The sequence below is a fragment of the Lactobacillus bombicola genome, from assembly GCF_900112665.1.
GTDB lineage: Bacteria > Bacillota > Bacilli > Lactobacillales > Lactobacillaceae > Lactobacillus > Lactobacillus bombicola.
Map to the genome: position 1 here is coordinate 22,773 of NZ_FOMN01000007.1, position 21,130 is coordinate 43,902.

Annotated in this window: 23 protein-coding genes and 1 pseudogene; 22 read left to right on the forward strand and 2 right to left on the reverse strand. The window is 35.6% G+C overall.

What is annotated here, in order from left to right; translation table 11 throughout:
- Positions 1-73 precede the first annotated feature (73 nt).
- The 13 genes from BM203_RS06110 to BM203_RS06170 all read left to right on the forward strand — a co-directional run bounded on the left by BM203_RS06110 (position 74) and on the right by BM203_RS06170 (position 9,603).
- The gene (locus BM203_RS06110; protein ID WP_090093547.1) at positions 74-829 is read left to right on the forward strand and encodes a DeoR/GlpR family DNA-binding transcription regulator; all 756 of its coding nucleotides are present in this window, start codon (positions 74-76) and stop codon (positions 827-829) included.
- 23 nt (positions 830-852) lie between these two features.
- Positions 853-1,281 (forward strand): galactose-6-phosphate isomerase subunit LacA, encoded by a 429-nt coding sequence (gene lacA / locus BM203_RS06115; protein ID WP_090093549.1) that lies wholly within the window; start codon positions 853-855, stop codon positions 1,279-1,281.
- A gap of 13 nt (positions 1,282-1,294) precedes the next feature.
- On the forward strand, positions 1,295-1,870 hold the full coding sequence (gene lacB, locus BM203_RS06120) for a galactose-6-phosphate isomerase subunit LacB (protein ID WP_090093551.1): 576 nt from the start codon (positions 1,295-1,297) through the stop codon (positions 1,868-1,870).
- Positions 1,871-2,149: 279 nt separating this feature from the next.
- Positions 2,150-2,635: a PTS sugar transporter subunit IIA gene (locus BM203_RS06125; RefSeq protein WP_090093553.1), complete on the forward strand. Its 486-nt coding sequence runs from the start codon at positions 2,150-2,152 to the stop codon at positions 2,633-2,635.
- 12 nt (positions 2,636-2,647) lie between these two features.
- Positions 2,648-2,962, forward strand: a complete 315-nt coding sequence (locus BM203_RS06130; protein ID WP_090093555.1) for a PTS sugar transporter subunit IIB — start codon at positions 2,648-2,650, stop codon at positions 2,960-2,962.
- A 22-nt stretch (positions 2,963-2,984) separates the two neighbouring features.
- Positions 2,985-4,400: a PTS transporter subunit IIC gene (locus BM203_RS06135; protein WP_090093557.1), complete on the forward strand. Its 1,416-nt coding sequence runs from the start codon at positions 2,985-2,987 to the stop codon at positions 4,398-4,400.
- Between the two features lie 33 nt (positions 4,401-4,433).
- Complete coding sequence (locus BM203_RS06140) at positions 4,434-4,670, forward strand: hypothetical protein (protein WP_090093559.1); 237 nt, start codon at positions 4,434-4,436, stop codon at positions 4,668-4,670.
- Positions 4,671-4,876: 206 nt separating this feature from the next.
- On the forward strand, positions 4,877-5,593 hold the full coding sequence (locus BM203_RS06145; RefSeq protein ID WP_090093561.1) for a GntR family transcriptional regulator: 717 nt from the start codon (positions 4,877-4,879) through the stop codon (positions 5,591-5,593).
- A gap of 23 nt (positions 5,594-5,616) precedes the next feature.
- A complete protein-coding gene (locus BM203_RS06150) occupies positions 5,617-6,780 on the forward strand; it encodes an SIS domain-containing protein (protein WP_090093563.1) in 1,164 nt (387 codons plus the stop codon).
- A gap of 163 nt (positions 6,781-6,943) precedes the next feature.
- Positions 6,944-7,432: a PTS sugar transporter subunit IIB gene (locus BM203_RS06155; protein ID WP_090093565.1), complete on the forward strand. Its 489-nt coding sequence runs from the start codon at positions 6,944-6,946 to the stop codon at positions 7,430-7,432.
- An 11-nt stretch (positions 7,433-7,443) separates the two neighbouring features.
- Positions 7,444-8,361 carry a PTS mannose/fructose/sorbose/N-acetylgalactosamine transporter subunit IIC gene (locus BM203_RS06160; RefSeq protein ID WP_090093566.1) on the forward strand — a complete coding sequence of 306 codons (918 nt, stop codon included), beginning with the start codon at positions 7,444-7,446 and terminating at the stop codon, positions 8,359-8,361.
- Positions 8,348-9,166, forward strand: coding sequence for a PTS system mannose/fructose/sorbose family transporter subunit IID (locus tag BM203_RS06165; protein WP_090093568.1), 819 nt, complete (start codon positions 8,348-8,350; stop codon positions 9,164-9,166). The genes BM203_RS06160 and BM203_RS06165 overlap by 14 nt, the downstream gene beginning before the upstream one ends.
- 35 nt (positions 9,167-9,201) lie before the next feature.
- On the forward strand, positions 9,202-9,603 hold the full coding sequence (locus BM203_RS06170; RefSeq protein ID WP_090093569.1) for a PTS sugar transporter subunit IIA: 402 nt from the start codon (positions 9,202-9,204) through the stop codon (positions 9,601-9,603).
- Between the two features lie 60 nt (positions 9,604-9,663).
- Here the strand turns inward: BM203_RS06170 and BM203_RS06175 are convergent, their stop codons facing one another.
- Complete coding sequence (locus BM203_RS06175) at positions 9,664-11,682, reverse strand: hypothetical protein (protein WP_090093571.1); 2,019 nt, start codon at positions 11,680-11,682, stop codon at positions 9,664-9,666.
- A 255-nt stretch (positions 11,683-11,937) separates the two neighbouring features.
- Here BM203_RS06175 and BM203_RS06180 point away from each other — a divergent pair, with 255 nt between their 5' ends.
- Positions 11,938-12,930, forward strand: coding sequence for a tagatose 1,6-diphosphate aldolase (locus BM203_RS06180; RefSeq protein WP_090093573.1), 993 nt, complete (start codon positions 11,938-11,940; stop codon positions 12,928-12,930).
- 43 nt (positions 12,931-12,973) lie between these two features.
- Here the strand turns inward: BM203_RS06180 and BM203_RS06185 are convergent, their stop codons facing one another.
- Entirely contained in the window at positions 12,974-13,735 is a 762-nt protein-coding gene (locus tag BM203_RS06185) for a MurR/RpiR family transcriptional regulator (RefSeq protein WP_090093575.1), read from the reverse strand.
- A gap of 120 nt (positions 13,736-13,855) precedes the next feature.
- Between BM203_RS06185 and pfkB the strand changes: the two genes are divergently transcribed.
- The 8 genes and pseudogenes from pfkB to BM203_RS06225 all read left to right on the forward strand — a co-directional run bounded on the left by pfkB (position 13,856) and on the right by BM203_RS06225 (position 21,119).
- On the forward strand, positions 13,856-14,785 hold the full coding sequence (pfkB, locus tag BM203_RS06190; protein WP_090093576.1) for a 1-phosphofructokinase: 930 nt from the start codon (positions 13,856-13,858) through the stop codon (positions 14,783-14,785).
- Between the two features lies 1 nt (position 14,786).
- Positions 14,787-16,706, forward strand: a pseudogene (locus BM203_RS06195) (fructose-specific PTS transporter subunit EIIC).
- A 659-nt stretch (positions 16,707-17,365) separates the two neighbouring features.
- Complete coding sequence (gene apf, locus BM203_RS06205; RefSeq protein ID WP_090093648.1) at positions 17,366-18,034, forward strand: aggregation-promoting factor; 669 nt, start codon at positions 17,366-17,368, stop codon at positions 18,032-18,034.
- A gap of 93 nt (positions 18,035-18,127) precedes the next feature.
- On the forward strand, positions 18,128-18,361 hold the full coding sequence (locus BM203_RS08605; protein ID WP_228150117.1) for a phosphoheptose isomerase family protein: 234 nt from the start codon (positions 18,128-18,130) through the stop codon (positions 18,359-18,361).
- 44 nt (positions 18,362-18,405) lie between these two features.
- Positions 18,406-19,158, forward strand: a complete 753-nt coding sequence (locus BM203_RS06210) for a phosphoheptose isomerase family protein (RefSeq protein WP_228150116.1) — start codon at positions 18,406-18,408, stop codon at positions 19,156-19,158.
- A 259-nt stretch (positions 19,159-19,417) separates the two neighbouring features.
- Positions 19,418-19,843 carry a PTS sugar transporter subunit IIA gene (locus BM203_RS06215; RefSeq protein WP_090093579.1) on the forward strand — a complete coding sequence of 142 codons (426 nt, stop codon included), beginning with the start codon at positions 19,418-19,420 and terminating at the stop codon, positions 19,841-19,843.
- Positions 19,840-20,310, forward strand: a complete 471-nt coding sequence (locus BM203_RS06220; protein WP_090093581.1) for a PTS sugar transporter subunit IIB — start codon at positions 19,840-19,842, stop codon at positions 20,308-20,310. Before BM203_RS06215 ends, BM203_RS06220 begins: the two co-directional genes overlap by 4 nt.
- Positions 20,311-20,327: 17 nt before the next feature.
- The gene (locus BM203_RS06225; protein WP_090093583.1) at positions 20,328-21,119 is read left to right on the forward strand and encodes a PTS mannose/fructose/sorbose/N-acetylgalactosamine transporter subunit IIC; all 792 of its coding nucleotides are present in this window, start codon (positions 20,328-20,330) and stop codon (positions 21,117-21,119) included.
- Positions 21,120-21,130: the final 11 nt, after the last annotated feature.

Here is a 21,130-nt window from a genome sequence, read left to right on the forward strand (position 1 = left end):
AAACAAAATAGAACAATTATACTAAAAGATGAACTAAGTTAGTTGCTTAATCTAGTTTAAAAAGTAGGTAACCATGTTAAAAAGTGAAAGATTAAAGACGATTTTACAGATAGTGAACACGCAAAAGTTTGTAACAGTTGATGAATTGGCTCAAGCCCTCAAGGTGTCTGATATGACAATTAGGCGGGATCTAAATGAATTGCATAAGTCCAACAAGATTATGCGTATTCACGGTGGCGCACAGATTTTGTCAGACCAAAGCCGTATTGAAAAAAGCTACAAACAAAAAAGAGAGATTCATAGTAAGGAAAAGATTGAAGTTGCTAAGCGCGCCTGCAATCTAATTCATGAAAATGATTCAATTTATGTTGGTCCGGGCACTACTTTAGAATTAATGGTTGCCAACCTGAAAGTTAAGCATCTCAGGATAGTGACTAATTCACTGCCAGTTTTTGAAGTGGCTAAAAACAGTCCTAATAATTATGATCTGATCATGATTGGCGGTTCTTATCGGAGAATCAGTGGTGCTTTTTTAGGAGCTCTTGCTAATAGTGAACTTGCAACAATGTCTTTTTCAGTCGGCTTTGTAGGTGTTAATGGTATTAAGGATACTTCTATGACAACAGCTAACTTAGAAGAGGGTCAAACCGAGAAAATTGGATTGGACCATTCACAAATCAAATTGATAGTGGCTGATTATTCTAAATTGGATCACAGCGATTTTCATCAATTTTATGACTTGCGCGATGTTGATGGTTTGATTACTAATCGTGGTATCGATCCTGAATTGGAAAAACATTATAGTCAATTTACAACTATTTATAAGTAGTTGTTTTGAGAGGAGTTTTAGCTATGAAAGTTGTTATTGGTAGCGATCAGGCTGGCTTTGACTTAAAGGAAAAAGTCAAGCAGTACTTGAAGGATCACAATTATGAGGTCTTGGACGTTACAACAAAAGCAGCAGCAGATTTTGTTGAATCTAGCTTGCTAGTTACACGTGAAGTACTGGATAACGGTATTAAAAAAGCTATCATGTTTGATGAATATGGTGTAGGATCGGCAATGGCTTCTAACAAGGTCAAAGGGATGGTTACCGCAAATGTGAACGAGGAAAGAACTGCCCACATGACAGCGATGCACAACGGTGCCAAGGCTATCGCTTTGGGAAGTGGCATTGTTGGTGAAAAATTAGCCTATTCGATCGTGCAACATTATCTTGATACTGATTATGCTGGCGGACGGCATCAGATTCGGCTAAACATGTTAGAAGAAATGATCTAAGGGAGGGCTAAAAATGTTAGATAATGATCGACCACAACCAGAATTTGTTGATCCTAAAATTGATAAGCATACGGTGATTGCCTTGGGTAATGACCATATTGTGACTGCAATTAAAATGGCTATTTCTGATCACCTTAAGGATGAGGGCTATCGTGTAATTGATGAAGGTACACATGACAACACAAGAACTCACTATCCAATGTATGGTAAACGCGTGGCGGAAGATGTTGCTGATGGCCGTGCTGATCTTGGTATCGTTCTTTGCGGGACAGGCATCGGTATTTCAACGGCTGCTGATAAAAATGAAGGTATTCGAGCAGCGATGGTTGGCGACGCTACCCAAGCTGAATATGCCCGCCGTGAATTAAATGCAAATGTTATTGGCTTCGGCGGTATTGTCCTTGGACGTGATTTCATTTTTGATATTGTAGATTCATTTTTGAATGCTAGGTATGCCCCAACTGACGATAACCGCAAATTAATTACCAAAATTGATGGTATTGCAAAGCCAAATCCTGATCAAAAGGATAATGTTCACTTCTTTGATGAAGAAAATAAGAAGTGGGCCGAAGGCGTGTACCACGACTAATAAAAGTAAATAAAAAACAAAATTTAATCGCACACAAATACAAAAGATCATGCAGAGATTGTCGTGGTCTTTTTTTGTACTCGGTGAGGCAGAGGGAAATTTGTTTAATAAAATCAGAATGAGAAACAAAGTTTCACTATTTCAATTTGTAGAAAATTAAGAAAATTGGTTGCAATTTTGAATCCGGTTACATATAATATTTATAGACAAGCAAACAAAATAAAACATTTTCAAACAAAATCGAAAGAGCTTGCCTAGTATGGAAAAGGAGTCTGAGCTGTGAAAGTAGATAGCTTGTTTTCACCAAAAGCTGTATTTGTCAGCGATGCGATTGATTCAACCGCGGTTTTAAGGGAAGTTTCAGAGAAATTGCTACAACAAGATCTTGTTAAGGCTGATTTCTTTACTGAAATCGCCAAACGAGAGGCCAATTACCCGACTGGAATTGACACATCACCGATTACAAAAGAACTGCCTAATATTGCAGTACCGCATACTGAAGGGGAATTTGTTAATACGCGTTTAGTAATTCCGGTTGCCTTGAAGTCGACGGTTGGATTTAAAAATATGATTGCGCCTGATCAAGAATTACCAGTGAAATTCTTATTTATGATTTTAAATAATGATCCAGAAGGACAGGCAAACATCTTGGCACAAATCATGGACTTTCTTCGACTTACGTCTGTTTCAAAACTACAAGAGTTATTCAGTCTTACTAACCCTGATAAAATTTATCAGTTTTTAAGTGAGCATTTTGAGCAATAGGGGGGTATTTTTATGAGTAGAGAAGTTAAATTTATTGCTGCATGTGGGGCAGGGGTTAACTCATCGCACCAAATTAAAGATGCAGTTGAGGAAGAAATGAGAAAGCGCGGCTATAACGTTAAGGTTGATGCCTACATGGTTAAAGATGTCAATGAAGAATTATTATCACACTATGATGGCTACCTAACAATCGCCAAGACTGATCTTTCATTTACACCAAAGATTCCGTTGATTGATGCCGGTGCTATTTTGTACCGAATACCAACAATGGCCAAACCAGTTTATGACAATGTGGAAAAAGTAGTTAAGGAAATTAATGCAGAATAGTTTTATTTGAAAGGAACTAATAATGAACGGAATAATTAATTTCGCTAATTCACTTTTTAAACCACTGATTGATATGGGTGCAGCCACGATAATGCTAATCGTGTTAACATTTATTGCCTTACTCTTTCGGGTTAAATTTTCTAAAGCGCTCGAAGGTGGTATGAAATTAGCGATTGCGATTACCGCAATCGGTAATATTATGAATATGCTAACTATGGCATTTCAAAAGCCAATGATGCAGTTTGTTAAGCACACTGGAATTCATATGGATATGCAGGATATGGGCTGGGCACCATTAGCAACAATTACTTGGGGTTCACCTTATACTCTTTTTTACCTCTTAGTATTAATCATTTTGAACGTTCTGTTACTAGTAATGAACAAAACCAACACTTTGGATGTTGATATTTTTGACGTTTGGCATTTAGCCTTTATCGGCTTATTCTGTGTTTATGTCGGAGCACCATTATGGCTTTCGACTCTATTGGTTATCTTTATTGGAACAATGAAGATCATCAACTCTGATTTGATGAAACCAACTTTCAATGACTTACTTGATGCGCCTGAAGGTAATCCAATGACGACCACGCACATGAATTACATGATGAACCCTATTATCATGGTCTTCAACAAGTTCTTTGATAAGTGTCTTCCGTGGCTTGATAAATTCGATTTTGACTCGACCAAGTTGAATGAAAAAATTGGTTTCTGGGGCAGCAGATTTGCCATTGGTGTTTACCTAGGTGTCTTTGTTTCCTTACTTGCAGGTAACAACTTAGCCACTGAACGGGGATGGAAAGATATGTTTACGCTATCCTTTGTTGGTGGTTCATGTATTGAACTCTTCTCCGTTATTGGCTCATGGTTTATTGCTTCGGTTGAGCCACTATCACAAGGAATTGCAGACTTCGCCACCAAGAAATTTTCCGGCAGGTCATTTAACATCGGTCTTGACTGGCCATTTCTTGCTGGTCGGTCTGAAATCTGGGCAGCTGCCAATGTCTTGGCACCAATTATGATGCTTGAAGCAATGATTTTGCCAGGTAACAGATTAATGCCACTCGGTGGTATTATTGCCATGGGTGTAACGCCAGCTTTGTTAGTTGTTACTCGCGGTAAAATCATTCGAATGATTATTATCGGTACGGTTGAACTACCAATCTTCCTTTGGGCAGGCACAATGGTTGGTCCATTTGTTACCAACATGGCTCACTCAGTTGGTGCAGCAATTCCGGCCCACACATTGGTTTCTGATACTACGATGGAAGGCCCAGTTGAAAAATTCTTGGCTTATTTAGTTGGTAATGCATGGAAACAACACGGTATGTTCATTGTTTATGCAATTGCTGCTTTGGTAGTCTATCTTCTATTATTCTGGTGGTATGCACGTGAAATGAAGAAGAGGAATGTAGAATATACCGTAGCTAAAAAAGCATAGTCAATTACAATGATTCTGGTAAGGATAATTTGAATGAAAAAAGAAAAGGTTACACCAAAAGAAGTAGCTAGACGTAATGGTCTTTTTATGTGGACTGTGTTTGTAATTGTGATTAATCTTGTGCAAATACTTTTTAAAAATTGGTTAACCAGTTTAGTTGCAATGGTAGGAACAATTTATGCATTGTATCGGGTAGTCGTTTATGATAACCCAAAAAATCGCCTCAGCCAAAAGTATTACGATTGGCGCGGTAATAAAATAAATAAATAAAATCATGACAAAGGTCAGTAAGGTGAACAATCTTACTGGTCTTTTTTATGACTAAAATGTTGCGAATGCTGTTAAAAATAAGTAACAGTTCAGATAAGTACTGATGAAAAAAGATAAAATAAGCTAAAATTAAATTGAAATTAACCGCTTTCTTTGATACACTCAAATCATAAGTGGTATCAACCAGTTGGAAAGGAAGAAAGACAATGCAAAAACCGCTTTATCAGCGGGTGATTACTGATTTAGAAAAACAAATCAAAAAGATGAATCCCAATGCTCGCTTACCAAGTGAGCGTCAACTTTTAATTAAATACGGTATTAGTCGTAATACTATTAGATTAGCGTTGCAAAATCTAGAAGAGCGCGGATTAATTTATCGTCTTCATGGCAAAGGAACTTTTGTTGCGAGTGTTGTTCTTGATCAACCTAATATCGGCGGGATGTATTCTTTTTCTGAGGAATTGAAACGGGCTGGTCAAAAAGCCTCGACTCAAAATCGAAGTTTAAAATTAGTTATTCCGAATCAGCATATCATCGAACAACTGAATTTAGCCGAAAATGAACAAGTTTATGAGTTGGTACGAATACGTTTAGCCAATAATCAACCACGGATTTTTAGTAAAAGCTACTTACCAGCCAGGCTTTTTCCAGATTTTAAGATTACCGACTTGCAAAATCAGCAGTTGTACGGCGTTTTCAAACAAAAGTACAACCAAATTGGTGTAATGGCGTTTGAGGACGTGCAGGCTGTTAGTTTAAGTGAACGAGAGGGCCGGTATTTAGATGAAAAAGCTGGTTCACCGTGTTTGAAAATTTTCCGTAAAACTATCAATGAAAAAAATATTCCGATCGAGTTTACGATATCACTAGCCCGCGGTGACAAGTTTATTTATCGTTCGCGCCAATACAATAAGTTATTTTGATTTTTAATAGAAGGAGAAAATAAATGTTTACTAAAATAGATGCAGAATTAGAACAAATGAATGCTAAAATCACGACTCGTGAAATTGAGCAACAACCTAAATTATGGCTGGAAACATGGGAAATATACCAGGAAAAAAAAGATGAAATCTCGGCTTTTTTAGCCAAAATTAGCCAACAATGGAGTAAGGTACGGGTTATTTTCACTGGGGCTGGAACTAGTGCCTATGTTGGCAATACCGTGATGCCATACTTGCAAAAGCATGGCGATCGCAATAAATATAACTTCGAAGCTATCGATACCACTAAAATTGTATCTACGCCAGAAGATTACCTTGAACCAGAAACACCAACGATTTTAGTTTCGTTTGCACGCAGTGGTAATTCGCCTGAATCAGTGGCAACAGTTGAATTAGCAAAAAAAATGGTCAAGCACTTGTATCAAATTGCCATTACCTGTGCACCAGCTGGTCAATTAGCTCAAGACCTGATTGGTGATCCATGCGGACTAGTATTGCTAATGCCAGAAAAATCGCTCGACCAAGGCTTTGCGATGACTGGTTCATTTTCATGTATGAGTCTTGCAGCTCTACTCGTTTTTGACCAAATGGCTGATGAGCAAAAGGGTAAGATAATTGAACAGATTGCCCAAATGGGCGAAAGTGTCATTGAACGGGAAAGTGAAATACAAACGATCGTTGATACTGATTTTAACCGTATCACTTATATAGGAAGTGGTAGTCTTGGTGGTCTTGCCGAAGAAGCAAGGCTGAAGATTTTGGAATTGACTGCTGGTAAAGTAGCTGCCCTCTTTGATACGTCAATGGGGCTTCGTCATGGTCCAAAGTCATTTTTGGACAAAAAGACAATTGTTTTTGATTTTGTTTCAAATAATTTTTATACCAGACAATACGACTTGGATATCTTAAATGAGATTAAGGATGATCAAATTGTGCCGCTTGTGATGGCAGTTGGTCAAGAAAAAGAGGGCCAAAACTTTGACGGAAAATCATTCACTTTTGCTGAAAAAAATTTGTTACCCAATGCCTATTTGGCCTTACCAGATATAATGTTTGGTCAAACGCTCGCACTATTGACCTCAATTAAAGTGGGTAATAAGCCAGATACGCCATCGCCAACTGGAACGGTTAATCGAGTCGTTAAGGGAGTAACAATTCATAAATTTTAAAAGGTATTTGACAGTAAAAAAATTTAATACAGTAAAATATTAATGCTTTAATTATTTATGAGCTGTTTGTTGACAAAAATTGGTTGGTACCTTATTATGTAAATGTGAAAGCGGTTTCTATTAATTATTTAAATTTCCTTAATATATAGATGGAGGAGCAGATATGAATATTGTGGGTGCAAGAGTTGATGAACGCTTGGTTCATGGTCAAGTAGCCAATCTTTGGACTCCTAAGTTGCAAGTAGAACGAATTATCGTTCTTGATGAAGTAGCGGCAAAGGATGAAATTCAAAAAAGCGGCTTAAGAATGGCAACTCCAATGACAACTAGATTAAGCGTTTTACCAACTAGGGTTGCGGCAGATCATTTGAATAATAATCGTTATGGTAATCAGCGAATTTTTATTGTAGCAAAAAAGCCACAAAAATTTCTTGATCTTCTCAACTTGGGCGTTAGTCTTGAAATGATTAATGTTGGGAATATGTCTAAAAAAGAGGATACTACTGAATTAACCAAACAGGTTAATATTAGTTCAGAAGATGCTGAGATTTTTAAACAAATTGCTACTAAAGGTGTGAATTTAATAGCTCAAGTTAATCCAAGCGTTGATGCACGTGACTTAATGAAACTGATTGATGAAAAAATGAAGTAGAGGGGAAGAAAATGGCTTGGTGGCAAATACTACTGCTTACAGTATACGCAGGTTTAGAGATTCTTGATGAGTTACAAATTTATTCATCATTGAACACTCCTGTTGGTGCCGGTATGATTGCAGGAATAATTATGGGAGATTTACAAACTGGGTTAATCATTGGAGCTTCAATGCAGCTAATGGTTTTAGGAGTAGGTACTTTTGGTGGTGCTTCAAAGATAGATGCAACAACTGGAACAGTTTTAGCAACTGCATTTTCAACTAGCGTTAAGGGTATGAGCCCACAAACAGCTATTTCATCAATTGCGGTACCAGTTGCAGCAATTATGGTTGAGTTGGATGTTTTAGCAAGATTTGCTAATACTTATTTTTCACATAGAGTTGACCATTTGATTGACCAAGATAAGATAAATTATAGTGCGGTTGAAAGAAATTTGTTATACGGTGCAATCCCGTGGGCCTTATCTCGGGCAGTACCAGTATTTATTGCTTTGGCGTTTGGACGTGGTTTGGTTCAAACAATTGCTAAAGCATTAAACGGTGATTTAATGTGGTTAGGTACTGGGTTAACTGTTGCAGGTGCTACACTTCCAGCAGTTGGATTTGCAATTTTATTACGCTATCTTCCAGTTAAAAAGCATATTGCGTATTTAATACTAGGTTTTACTGTCACAACTTTATTCTCTGTTATTTTTTCTAACATCCAAGCTTTGGGTACTGGAGTCGCTGTAGCAAATAAATCATTCACAGCGACTTTCAATGGACTTCCAATGTTAGCAATTGCTATGATAGGATTAGCTTTAGCAATTCTTCATTACAAGAGTATTCCAATTAATAAAGTGGCTGCTAAAAATGTCGTAGCCCCAAGTGGAAATGTAGATTCAAAGATTAATGATAATAAAGGAGAGATCACTGATGATGAACTCTAAACCAAAGTATCAATTAACAGATAAAGATTTTAAACAAATTAATCGTCGATCATTATTCGGCTTTCAGCTGGGATGGAATTATGAAAGGATGCAAAATAGTGGTTATTTGTACACAATTTTACCGCAGCTAAGAAAAATCTATGGTGATGATAGTCCAGAATTGAAAGAGATGTTGAAAACGCATATGCAGTTTTTCAATACTTCCAACTTCTTTAATACAATTGTCACTGGTATTGACTTGGCCGTAGAAGAGAATGAAGGAATAGAGGGTAAGGATACAGTTACAAGTTTAAAAGTTGGCTTGATGGGTCCATTTGCCGCGATTGGAGACTCGATCTTTGCTTCCCTTGTTCCAACCATCTTTGGTGCTTTGGCAGCTTCAATGGCTGCACAAGGCAACCCTATCGGTATTATTATCTGGGTAGTTGCCAGTTTGTTAATTTGTATTTTCCGTTGGAAACAGCTACATTTTGCTTATGATAAGGGAGTATCTCTTGTTACTGATATGCGGGATAGTTTAAATGCTTTAACCGATTCTGCTACCGTATTGGGAGTATTTATGGTCGGTGCGCTAGTGGCTACAATGGTTAATATCAAGTTTGCCTGGGTGCCACAAATAGGTAAGGTTACTATGAATGTTCAAAATAATCTTGACATGATTATTCCGAAACTTTTGCCAGCGGCAGTGGTAGCCTTTGTATATTGGCTGCTTGGAAAGAAAGGGATGACTTCAACTAAGGCAATTTTAATTGTATTAGTGCTATGTGTTGTCTTAGGTGGACTTGGTGTTATTGCTAAAGTCTGAATAATTAAATAAGTAATTTTATGGGAGATATAGATATGGCAGAGAAGGAATTAATTTTAATTAGTCATGGAAACATGGCCGAGGGAGTAAAAGCTAGTGCTGAATTAATTATGGGTGAACAAGAGCATGTTCATGCTATATGTTTACTTCCATCAGAAGGTCCAGCTGATTTTAAGCAAAAATTTGAAAAGGAAATTGCTGGTGTCAATCCAGAAAATATTACGGTTTTTGCTGATTTAATGGGTGGTACACCAGCTAATGTGGTTAGCCAGCTGATTATGGCAGGTGAACAGCTCCATTTGATTGCAGGAATGAATTTACCCCTAGTTATTGAATGGCTGAATAGTCAAATGAACGGTATAGATTCTGATTATATTACGGCTGGAAAAGCTGGTATGGTTGATGTTTCAAAAATGCTAGCAAAAATGAAAAAATAAAAAGTTAAATAAAATAAAACCTGATTTGAAAAGAAAATCAGGTTTTATTTTTTACATGAATTAGAACAATAGTTGAATTGTTTCGAGTGGATTAAGTTTGGTAGAAATAGTGGCAATATTATTTTTAACTTTAATTGATAATATCTCACGAATAAAAGATTTTCCTTTTTGCTTAATAGCAGTTACATTATCTTTGGATAACGGTTGAGACAAGTGCCATCGAATTTCCTTGTAACTGTCTAAAGTAAAGTTAGTTAACCACGCAATTTTACCATCATTTTGAATATTTAATTTAACATTGGGCATATCAACTAAATAATCAACGGAATGAATCTGATTAATCATTTGTTGTAAAAGTCCTTGTTTATAACTAGTATATTGAGATTCCCAACCGTATTTAGGATCTTGATCCATTGGTAAAATAATTGTTCGCTTGTTAACGATGGCCATAAAGTTGCCCAATTTTTCTCCTACTGAATTATATGCATTAGAGTAAATTTCAACAGGAGAATTTTTTTCATAGTCAAGTTTTAAGTAATTACCAGTATGTTGAAGCATCGTGATTCGTGGATTAGCAATATTATTAATTCGATAACCATCTGCTTGTTCGTATGTTTGATAAGCTGTTCTACATTTGTGCCATTTTGCTTTTTTAATATGTAATAAACTATTTAAGCCACGATCTAAAAGCACTTGCACGCTTTCCCCATCAAGTAAAACAAAGTTATTGCTTAATAAATCAGTAATTTTTTCATTAGAAAAGTTGCGCAACAGTTGTCCAGATATAGCAATAGTTTCGTTGTTTAGTTGACCTTCTGAATTAACAGCAGTGATTGTTATGGCAAAACCAAAAGATCCAAGCAAACTGGCCCAGTTTTTTTCATGGGGCAGAAGCTCAGTGATGTCCTTACCTGTTGGGGTTTGAAGACTGTAACTAGAATCTTGATTGACTAATACCTTAATGCCACGTAAATGGTTTATTAACAAGCGATTATTTGAAAGTTCAGTTAGAAACGGCTTGATTTCAGATAGCATTTCAGCATAGTGCCAAGAGTCGTTAATACCATTGCCCATCATGTCAAATAGGTTGAGCAAAATACCTTTGCTACCTACAAGAACAGCTGTGATAATCTGAAACTTTGTAAAAGATAACGATTTGACTAGTGGTGAGTACATATAGTTTTCTAGTTCAGGATAAAGGTCAGTTTCTTCTCCTAAAAAAGCCGCAGTAATTCTAGTATATGCTTCAAAATCACGACCATATTTTAATGGTGCTACTTCGTTATAAGCTGGCAGATGAGGACGAGCAATTGGAGTATGTCCTGAGCCAGCTTGTGTAATAATTAGTTTTTGCCAATCACGTCCTTCAAGTGCATGCCAGTCAGGATAGGAAGTCATTTGAGCCAAATCGGTTTCTGGACTAACTCTATGCACTGCCTGTTCAATTAAATGTTCATTTTCAATCATTTCTTGGCGAGCTTGGTCAAGATAAACTTGTCGCTCTTGGGAAACTTTTCCTGTTTGAAGAAGTTTATTAACAAAATCTGTGCGTGATTCTGCAAAACCTAATCTTTGCTGATATAACTTCATATGGTATGGACAAAAGCACATTAACCCAAGTGGTGAGTGATTGTAATGGCGAAAATCGTCTTCAAGCCAAAGACGCCGGGGATGTATACTGGCATATTGAGCGTAAATTTCACAAATATATTTGCGCCAATGAGGATCAGCAGGACAAGCCATATCTTTTGCTTTATTGCCATTAAGATCAACAAAGGTTTTGAAACCAATTGTTGGATTAATTTGATAACCTCTATCTGAATGCATAATTGTAGTCCAAGGATTTAAGCTAGTTGTAATGCCTAATTTAGCTAATTCTTTTTGCACAGGCTTAATTGCATTAAGCCATATTTGAGTCTCTTTTTTAGTTAGGTGACTATGGTTCAATTCTTCTCCATTAATAAAAAATGCAACATCATCAATTTTTGCATTTTTAACAAAATTTAGTAGTTTTTGCTTTTTTTCTGACGTATTTGTGCGTGGATCCAACATGTATCTCAGCGTATAAGTGAATGTCATAAGAAACACCTCAATATTGTTTCTGTTACCTTTTTGTCAGTTAAATTCTAACACAAACTAAATATTTAAGTCTTGTAATTTTAGGAATAAAAATGTTGAAATTCAAATAGATTAGATACAGTTTTGAGTAAAATTTTTCTAAAATAACAAATTATCTGTAAAGCTTTACACAAAGATTGGAACCGCTTTTAAAGCTGTTAATTTGAGTATATAATAATTGTGTGCGATTAATAAATTTATCAAAGGAGATATATAATGAGAACAATTACTTCTACCGTTGCTAAACATATGGAAAATTTATCAACTGAAGATGGTATCATTAGTGCATTAGCAATCGATCAACGTGGATCGCTTAAAACAATGCTGGCCGATGCAGCAAATAAACCAGCAGATGAAACAACAATTGTTGATTTTAAAAAGGCCGTTTCAAGTGAACTAACACCGTATGCTTCATCAATATTGACTGATCCAGAATACGGTCTTCCTGCTACTAAAGTTAGAGATAAGAATTGTGGTTTACTGCTTTCTTATGAAAAAACTGGTTATGATACAACTGTACCTGGTAGAATGCCTGATTTAATTGAGAATCAATCTGGGTTACGAATTAAGAATGAGGGTGGTGATGCAATCAAATTTTTAGTTTATTATGATCCAGACGAGGGAGAAGAAATCAATGATAAAAAGAAAGCTTTTGTTGAAAGAGTAGGTGCTGAGTCAAAAGCTAATGAATTGCCATTTTTCTTAGAAATATTGACTTACGATGCTAAAATTAATGATACTAAAGGCGAAGATTTTGCTAAAGTTAAGGCTAATAAAGTTATTGCAACCATGCAAGAGTTCTCAAAACCTCAATATAATGTGACGGTTTTAAAGGTGGAAATTCCCTTTAATCTTAAGTATGTTGAAGGCTTTAATGGCGATAACAACGTTATTTATACTCAAGCTGAAGCTAAAAAATTATTGAAAAAGCAATCCGAAGCAACCGATCTACCGTATATCTTCTTATCAGCTGGTGTAACAAGCGAGGAATTTATTGCTGAGATTAAAATGGCTGAGGATGTGGGAGCAAAATTTAATGGCGTTCTTTGCGGGCGAGCTACCTGGAAACCAGCGATTAAACCGTTTGCTGGTGAAAATGAAGAAGCTGGACGTAAATGGCTTGCAACTAAAGGTAAGGAAAATATTGAAAATTTAAATAAAGTGCTCAGCGGTGCAAAATCCTGGCGTGAAAAATTAAAAATAGAATAATTAAACAGTATAGGAAAAGCCATCTATTGTATAGATGGCCTTTTTATTTGCTTTCATAAAAACCAGTTCTAACAGAATAAGCATCACTAAAAATACGTGTCATAATTTGTAAAGGTAAGCGTGAACGCACCTCATATTCAGGAAAGTAATTTGTTTTTGACATATATCCGATAAATGACATGGTGGAATAAGGCATGATACTTCCGGCTGGATTGGTAGTAAAAGTTAGAGTTGGTATTTCATTTTTATTCAAAATGGCTGCTGCTGCAACTAGTTCTTCGGTTTCGCCATTTAGAGTAATAAAAATTGCAAGTGCATTAGGTTTAATTTTACTAGCCATAGTTTTAATAATATTTGGATCAGAATGAAATTCACAATATTTCCCAGTTAACTGCAACTTAACCATTAATTCATTGGCAATTGATTCTGATAAACCTCTGGCAAAAATATAAATAATTTTTGCTTGTCTAGTTAATGAAATACTATCTTCAATCGTGCTGTAGCTAAGATTATGGAGGGTATTATTCATTTCAATCTCGTTTTTAGTAATGACATGACGGATTTTATCGTCAGCGTCATTTAAGACGCTAAAGGCAGAGTTTGATTTACTCTTTAATTTTAAAGATTCACGGTAAGAAGTATAACCGCTATAGCCCATTTTTTGCATTGTGCGTACGATTGTCGCAGTAGATACATTTGCGAATTGACTTAATTTAACTATTGACATTTTTGCAATTTGTTCAGGATTATTTTCGACAATGTTCCATAAGTGGAGTTCAGCAGAACTGAGTTCTTTAGTTGGCATTGATTTACCTCATTTGTAAAACTTTTTCTATATTATAAAAGTAAACGCTATCATTAAGAAAAATGTTACAACAAATTATCTATATAATAAAGTAAAAGTCAATAAAAAGGAGTGAAAATTTTGATTTATACAATAACTCTAAATCCGGCAATTGATTTAGTGATTGTGACAAAAAAGTTGGAACCTAAGGTAGTTAATAGAACTGAAAAATTTGAATTGCAACCAAATGGTAAAGGCGTTAACGTATCATTTATTTTGAAAAAATTAGGTATAGATAGTGTTGCTACTGGTATTGGTGGTGGTTTTACATTGGATTATATCGTTTCTGGATTAAAGGAAAAAGGTATACAAACTAATTTTTTTAAAGTTAAGGAACCAACTAGAGTTAATGTTTTTACAAATGTCATTGACGAAAATACTGAATATAAAGAGGTAAATCCGGGACCTATAATTAATCAAACCGTTCAGGATAAATTTTTGCAGTATCTAACCACTAATTTGGTAACTAATGATATTGTAGTGATTTCTGGAAGTTTTTCCAAGGGAATTAAACCCAATATTTTGGTTGAAATTGCTCAAATTGCTAATAATAAGAAAGCTAAGTTAGTTATCGATAGTAGTTATGCCGCAATTCTTGATACTTTGCCATTTCAACCATTTTTGCTAAAACCGAATGATGCAGAATTAGCAAAACTTTTTAACTGCAAGGAAAAATTAACTAAAAAGAAAATCGTAGAATTGTCACAAAAATTAGTGGCAGGTGGTTGTAAAAATGTTTTGGTTTCTTTAGGGGCACAAGGAGCAGCATTAATTAATGATAATCGCATTTTATTTGCCAATGCGCCCAAAATCAAAGTAGTCAATTCAGCTTGTGCAGGCGATACAATGCTGGGAACTTTTATTGCTCTATTAGAAAAAAATAAATCAGTTGAAGAAGCTTTAAAGATGGCGGTGGCGGCAGGTAGCGACACTGCAAGCAGAATTGGCTTAACTGAGTTTGCTTTAGATGAATTATTACCACAGATTTCAGTAAAAGAAGGGGTGTATTAATATGGCAAAATATGATTTGGTAGGTGCAACAGGTTGTGCTACTGGTGTTGCGCATACTTTTATGGCCGAAGAGGCCTTGGAAAAGGCCGCGAAAAAGCTGGGCTATACGATCAAAATTGAAACTCACGGACAAACTGGGGTTGAAAATCATTTGACAGCTGAAGAAATAAGAGAAGCTAAAGCTATAATTGTTGCATCTGATATAGATGTTGATACTGATCGTTTTGCAGGTAAAAAGTTAGTTGTAGTTCCTGTGGCTCATGGATTAAAGGAACCTGAAGAGTTGATCAATCGTGCATTGAATGCTCCTATTTATAAAGAAGGTCAAAATTCGGGTAATTCTGATGTGATTAGTGAAAATAATCAAAGTGTAGGAAACAAATTGTATACATCACTAATGAATGGAGTATCGCATATGTTACCATTTGTTGTTGCAGGTGGTGTTTTGATTGCAATTTCCTTCTTCTGGGGAATTAATTCGGCTGATCCTAAGAGTAGTGAATACAATCAATTTGCAGCTATGTTAAACACAGTCGGTAGTACGACCATGAATTTGATGGCTCCAGTCTTAGGAGCATATATTGCAGAAGCACTAGCTCAAAGAACAGGTTTTGTTGTTGGATTAGCTGCTGGTTTTATTACATTTAATGGTGGTGGTGGATTCTTAGGAGCTATTGTTGGTGGTTATTTAGCAACAATTGTGGTTTGGGGATTACAAAAATTATTTAAACCATTACCAGATGATAAATTTCGCGGCTTAAAATCAATTTTCCTATTTCCAGTTCTAGGAGTTTTAATCACTGGTTCCATCATGTATTTATTAAATACACCGATTAAAGCGATTAATGTAGGTATGATGACATGGCTCAAAGGTTTTGAAAACACTAATCCAATTTTACTGGGAATCATTGTCGGAATAATGTGTGCATCTGATTTTGGTGGCCCAATAAATAAAGCTGCCTATGTTACAGGAACAGTTTTACTTGCTCAAGGTAATTATTTCTTTATGGCTGGTGTTTCTGCCGCATGTATTGCTCCCCCATTAGCTACAGGATTCGCTGTTTTAATGAATCCTAAAGCATATTCTAAGAGCGAAAAAACAGCAGGTTATGTTAACTTTTTGCTAGGATCAACTCATATTACTGAAGGTGCTATTCCATTTGCTGCAAAACATCCTTTATGGAATATTCCAGCTTTTATGGTGGGATAAGCAGTAGCAGCAGTATTGACATATATTACTAAAATTAGTGTTCCTGCACCTCACGGCGGTTTTATTGTTTTACCATTAGTTAACAAGCCCCTTTTATGGGTTTTATGGATTATAATAGGTTCAATTATCTCTGGTGTTTTATTGGCACTAATTGCTGGACGATTCGCAAAAAAAGATACAGTATCCGCTGAAAATAGTGTGATAACTACTTCTTCTAAAATAAAAAATGGAACCTCAGCAATAAATGAGGAAACATTTGATCCAAGTGATATCTTAGAAATAAGAAATATTAAAACAGATGTTGATATACCAAATCGTGATGAGGCTTTAAAATATTTAGCTGATTTTGCAGTTAACAATAATTTAGCTAATGATAGTAAAAAGGTTTATGCCAGTTATGCTAACCGTGAACAAGAAGGTTCGACGGGGATGACAGATGGTTTTGCAATACCACATGCTCAATCAGCTGCAATTGAAAAATCAGCAATGCTAATTCTTAAATTAAAGCATCCAATAGACTGGCAATCACTAGATGGGCAGAAAATTGATATAGTAATTTCATTTTTGATTCCACAAGTTGATAGTAATGAGCACCTAAAATATTTGTCGAATACAGCCAAGTTGCTAACTCATGAAGATTTTATTGCTAAGCTAAAGATTGCTAATACGGCTCAAGATATTTTTAACTTGTTTAAAAATACTAAAATTTAAAATATGGATTAATAGAGGAAAAATCCAAGTGTTTTTCCTCTATTATTTTTTATAAATATAATTTATACCATATATTTCCTTTTGAGTTAATGATATTAACTTTTTTGTAAACAAAAAGCTTTCTCAAAGAGAAAGCAAAAGTTAACAACTTTAATTTTTAATCTTCGACTTTTTTGGCTTCAGCCAAGGCCTGCATGATTGAATCATTTTTAGAATGACAATCTTTGATCATTTGCCAGTCTTGTTCACTTAATTTAACGATATACTTACTCAATTCATTCACCCTTTCTTTGAAATCTTAACTTTTATAATAGCACTTTTCATGATTAAAGAAGAAAAGCAAAAATAATATTTTCATTTATGTTGCAAAATTAGAGGTTTAGTTAGAATATACCGATGGTAAATTTTTATTTTTGTATGTGACAAGTATATTCAGAATCTTTATCAGGACTTAATTTTCAATTTTGCATGAATGTGAAGCAAATGTTACAAGTATGACATTATTTTTAACAGAAGTAATATTTTTTTAAAGACTGAGTGATATTCCTGTTATAGTTCTGCAATTTAAACACTGTAGTATGTAAGCAATTGAATTGATTAATGCATATTTGTCAATTTAATGAGGAAATGATATGAAATTTGATAAGGAGAGAATTTTTTTGAAGGTAAAATCAATCTTAGTTAAATCAGCAGCAGTAGCAGCATTATCTGTTTCAGGCGTTGCGCTGATGAACAGCACTAAAACTAATACTGTTCATGCGGCTACCGTTGAAAATGATGCAGCAGTTGTAACTGTGAACTATGTTGAAGGTAATGGTATTCACGTTTGGAATAGTTACGAGCAGCCTGAAGCTACTGGACAAATTTTACCAAGTAATTCATCTTGGAAAGTCATAAAAACTGCCTATGACCATAATGGAGAAAAATGGTATGATTTAGGCAAAAATCAATGGGTAAAAGCTGAATACGTAAATTCAGGCTATTATCCAGCAAATATAAATGAAACCGAAACTCAATCTCAAGTAGCAGTAGAGTCTGATAGTTCTACTGTTACTACAAATAATAATCCTACCAATACACAGAATGAGACAATGGTTGGAAATGATGTAGAATCTAGTGCCAAGGCTTGGATTGCTAATCGTGAATCAGGTAGCTCATATAGTGCACAAAATGGTCAATATATTGGCAAGTATCAACTAGCAGCTGCATATTTAAATGGTGATTATTCCGCTGCTAATCAAGAACGTGTTGCCAATCAATATGTTGCTAGTCGTTATGGCTCATGGGCAGCGGCTAAACAATTTTGGCAAGCAAATGGTTGGTACTAATCGCCTGAAATAGATAATAAATATAAATAACAACTTAATAAGTAAAAAGAGTCTAGTCAATTCGACTAGGCCTTTTTTTGGTAGTTAATTTTAATGATCAATGGCATAAGTGAATTTGTCACTGCGCAAAACTTGTTGCGAGAGGAAGTGAAAAAGGTAGTCAAGCAGGCGATAGCAAAGATAGCAAAGCACGGCAAGATTAAACAAATTTTGTGGGTAGGAGCTGGTGGCTCCTTTGGTGGCTTTTATGTAGCTAATTATTTTTTGCAACAAGAAGCAAAAACATTTTTACCGCAATGTATACCAGTGGTGAATTTATTTATGTAGCCCCGAAACATCTGGACCAAAATACCTTAGTAGTTTTGTGTTCAATGAGAGGTACCAAAGAAACAATTGTCGCTTCCCAAATTGCACAAAATGCGGGCGCAACCACAGTCTCCTTATATGTGGAAAAATCAGCACTATTAGACTACTCTGACTACCAAATTAAGTATGAGAGTTTGGCACTTGATGAAAGTAGGATTGAACGAGTTAATAGCAGTATTAGTCTATGTATTGCTATGAATGTATTAAATGAAGTAGAAGGCTATGATAATTATGCTGCTGCGATGGCGGCTTTTGCCGATTTAGATCCAATTTATCACAGGGCAGTCGAATACACGCCTCCTTTGGCCAAAAAATGGGCAGAATTAAATAAAAAGCAAAAGATAATCTACGTTATTGCTAGCGGGCCCGCCTATGGAGCCGCTTATATCTTTTCGATTTGTAATTTGGAAGAAATGCTACAGTTGAATTCACCCACCATTCACAGCTACGAGTACTTCAACGGACCATTTGAAGTGACCGATAAGGGAAAATCAATTTTTCAATTGCTCGCTACAGGAAAAACTCGTCCAGAGGATGAACGTGCTTTAAGATTTGAACAAAGATTTGCTGGGGAGAAATTATACGTATTAGATGGTAAAGAAATTGGCCTAGATGATCTCCCAGAAGAGATTGCCCCATATTTTAACCATTCAATTTTTTCTTCTATCTTAAATAACGTTTATACGAGGGAACTATCATATACAACACATGAAAGTTATCTGACTCGGCGCTATATGTGGAAAGAAGAGTATAAGTAATGTTGCTAATTACTGTAGCCCTTAATAAGAGCGCAGCTTTTGGCAGAATACCCTTAAGATGATCAATAAGTAAAAATTTCATCAAAAAGCAATGATACCGCTTTAAAATGATAATAATGCAAAAATAATTTAATTATTTTCAAATAAAAGCTTTACAGAATTTAGGCATTATAATATTATTTAGGTATACGTGTTAATACATTATACTTTTAAAAAAGACATTTTAGGATATTTGATTTTTGATTAGGGGTGAAAAGAAGTGAAAATAATTTTAGTTAGTCATGGCAAGCTTGCAAAGGGCATGAAGGATACAGTTGAGATGATTGCTGGTAAGCAGGACAATCTTGAGGCGTTTGAAGCTTATGGCAGTGGTTCCGAAGACGAAAGTTTTATTACCGACGTCAAACAATCTGTTGCTGCAAGTAAAGAGGATAAGGTTATTGTTGTGACGGATGTATTGGGTGGATCTGTTAATAATGAAATGATCCAGTTGTTAAAAGACCACCATAACTTAACGCTTTTGACTGGCATGAATTTACCTCTGATTATTACTTTAGTTACCACAGTGAATGCGCAGGATAGTGAAGATGCTATTTTGGAGGCAATTGCCGAAGGACAGAAGGGAGTTTTATCAGTTAATAAGTTAATGAGTGAAGATGATGATGATGGAGGAGATTTATTATGATAAAGGTAATTAGGGTTGATCACCGTTTATTGCACGGACAGGTAATATTTTCGTGGACCAAGTTTGCAAATATTGAGCGCTTAATCGTAATTGACACGGCCACTGCTAAAGATGATTTTAAGAAAATGTCGTTAAAGTTAGCTAAACCAGAAGATGTTCGCTTAAACGTTTTTAGTGTTGATGCTGCAATTGCTAAAATCGATCAAATCAAGGCCTTAAAAGATAACATTATGTTGATCTTTGAAAATGTCACTGAATTGAGTAAATTTATTGATCAATTTGGACCAGTTGAAGAAATTAACTATGGCTTAATTCCAGCAAAGCCTGATGCGCAGCGCTTTAGCAATGCTGTTTACTTGACGCCTGAAGAGGTTAAATTATCAAAAAAGATGTGTGATCAAGGAATAAAGATTTCAATGCAACAGGTTCCTTCATTCAATAAAGAGCTTCTAAATAACGTTATTTAGAAAGAAAGGCTAGAAAAATGTTTTGGAAAGCATTAATCGTCGGACTAATTGGTGTTTTTGCCATGTTCGACTCAAGACTTCTTGGACGTGAAAATTTTGAACAACCATTAATCATCAGTACCCTAGTGGGGTTGGCATTAGGAGATCCTGCCAAAGGACTAATGGTTGGTGCCACACTGCAATTAGTATCAATGGGGATTGTGGCTGTTGGAGCCGCTGCTCCTCCTGACATGGTTCTGGGCTCAGTTGTAGCTTCAGCTTTTGCGATTTTATCGCATACAAGTGCTCAAGCGGCACTAACTGTGGCTTTGCCAGTTGCGGTTTTAGGTCAATTGGTTGCTATTGTTGTCAGAATGCTGTTTTCTTCATTTAACTCGTTAGTTGAAAAAGCAATTGATGATGGCAAATTTAGAAAGGCCTGTAGTTACCATATCGTCTATGGTCCAATTATTTATGGCTTGCTTTATTTCATCCCAATCTTTTTTGCAATCTACCTGGGAACCGATGCAGTTACCGCATTGGTAAAAATGATTCCTGCTTGGTTGACAAATGGTTTGACCTTAGCAAGTAAAATTTTGCCAGCATACGGATTTGCGTTACTAATGTCAACCATGATTGATAAGAAAAATGCTGTTTACTTATTCTTAGGTTTTTTTATTGCGGCATACGGCAAGATGTCGGTAATCAGTGTTGCTATTTTTGCAGTAATTTTAGTAATTATCCTGAATAAGTTTATGAATAATAATGGCAATAACGATTCTGGCTCTTCTGCCAAAGATGACAGCCTAGATGATTTGGAAGAATTATAGGAGTAAAAATT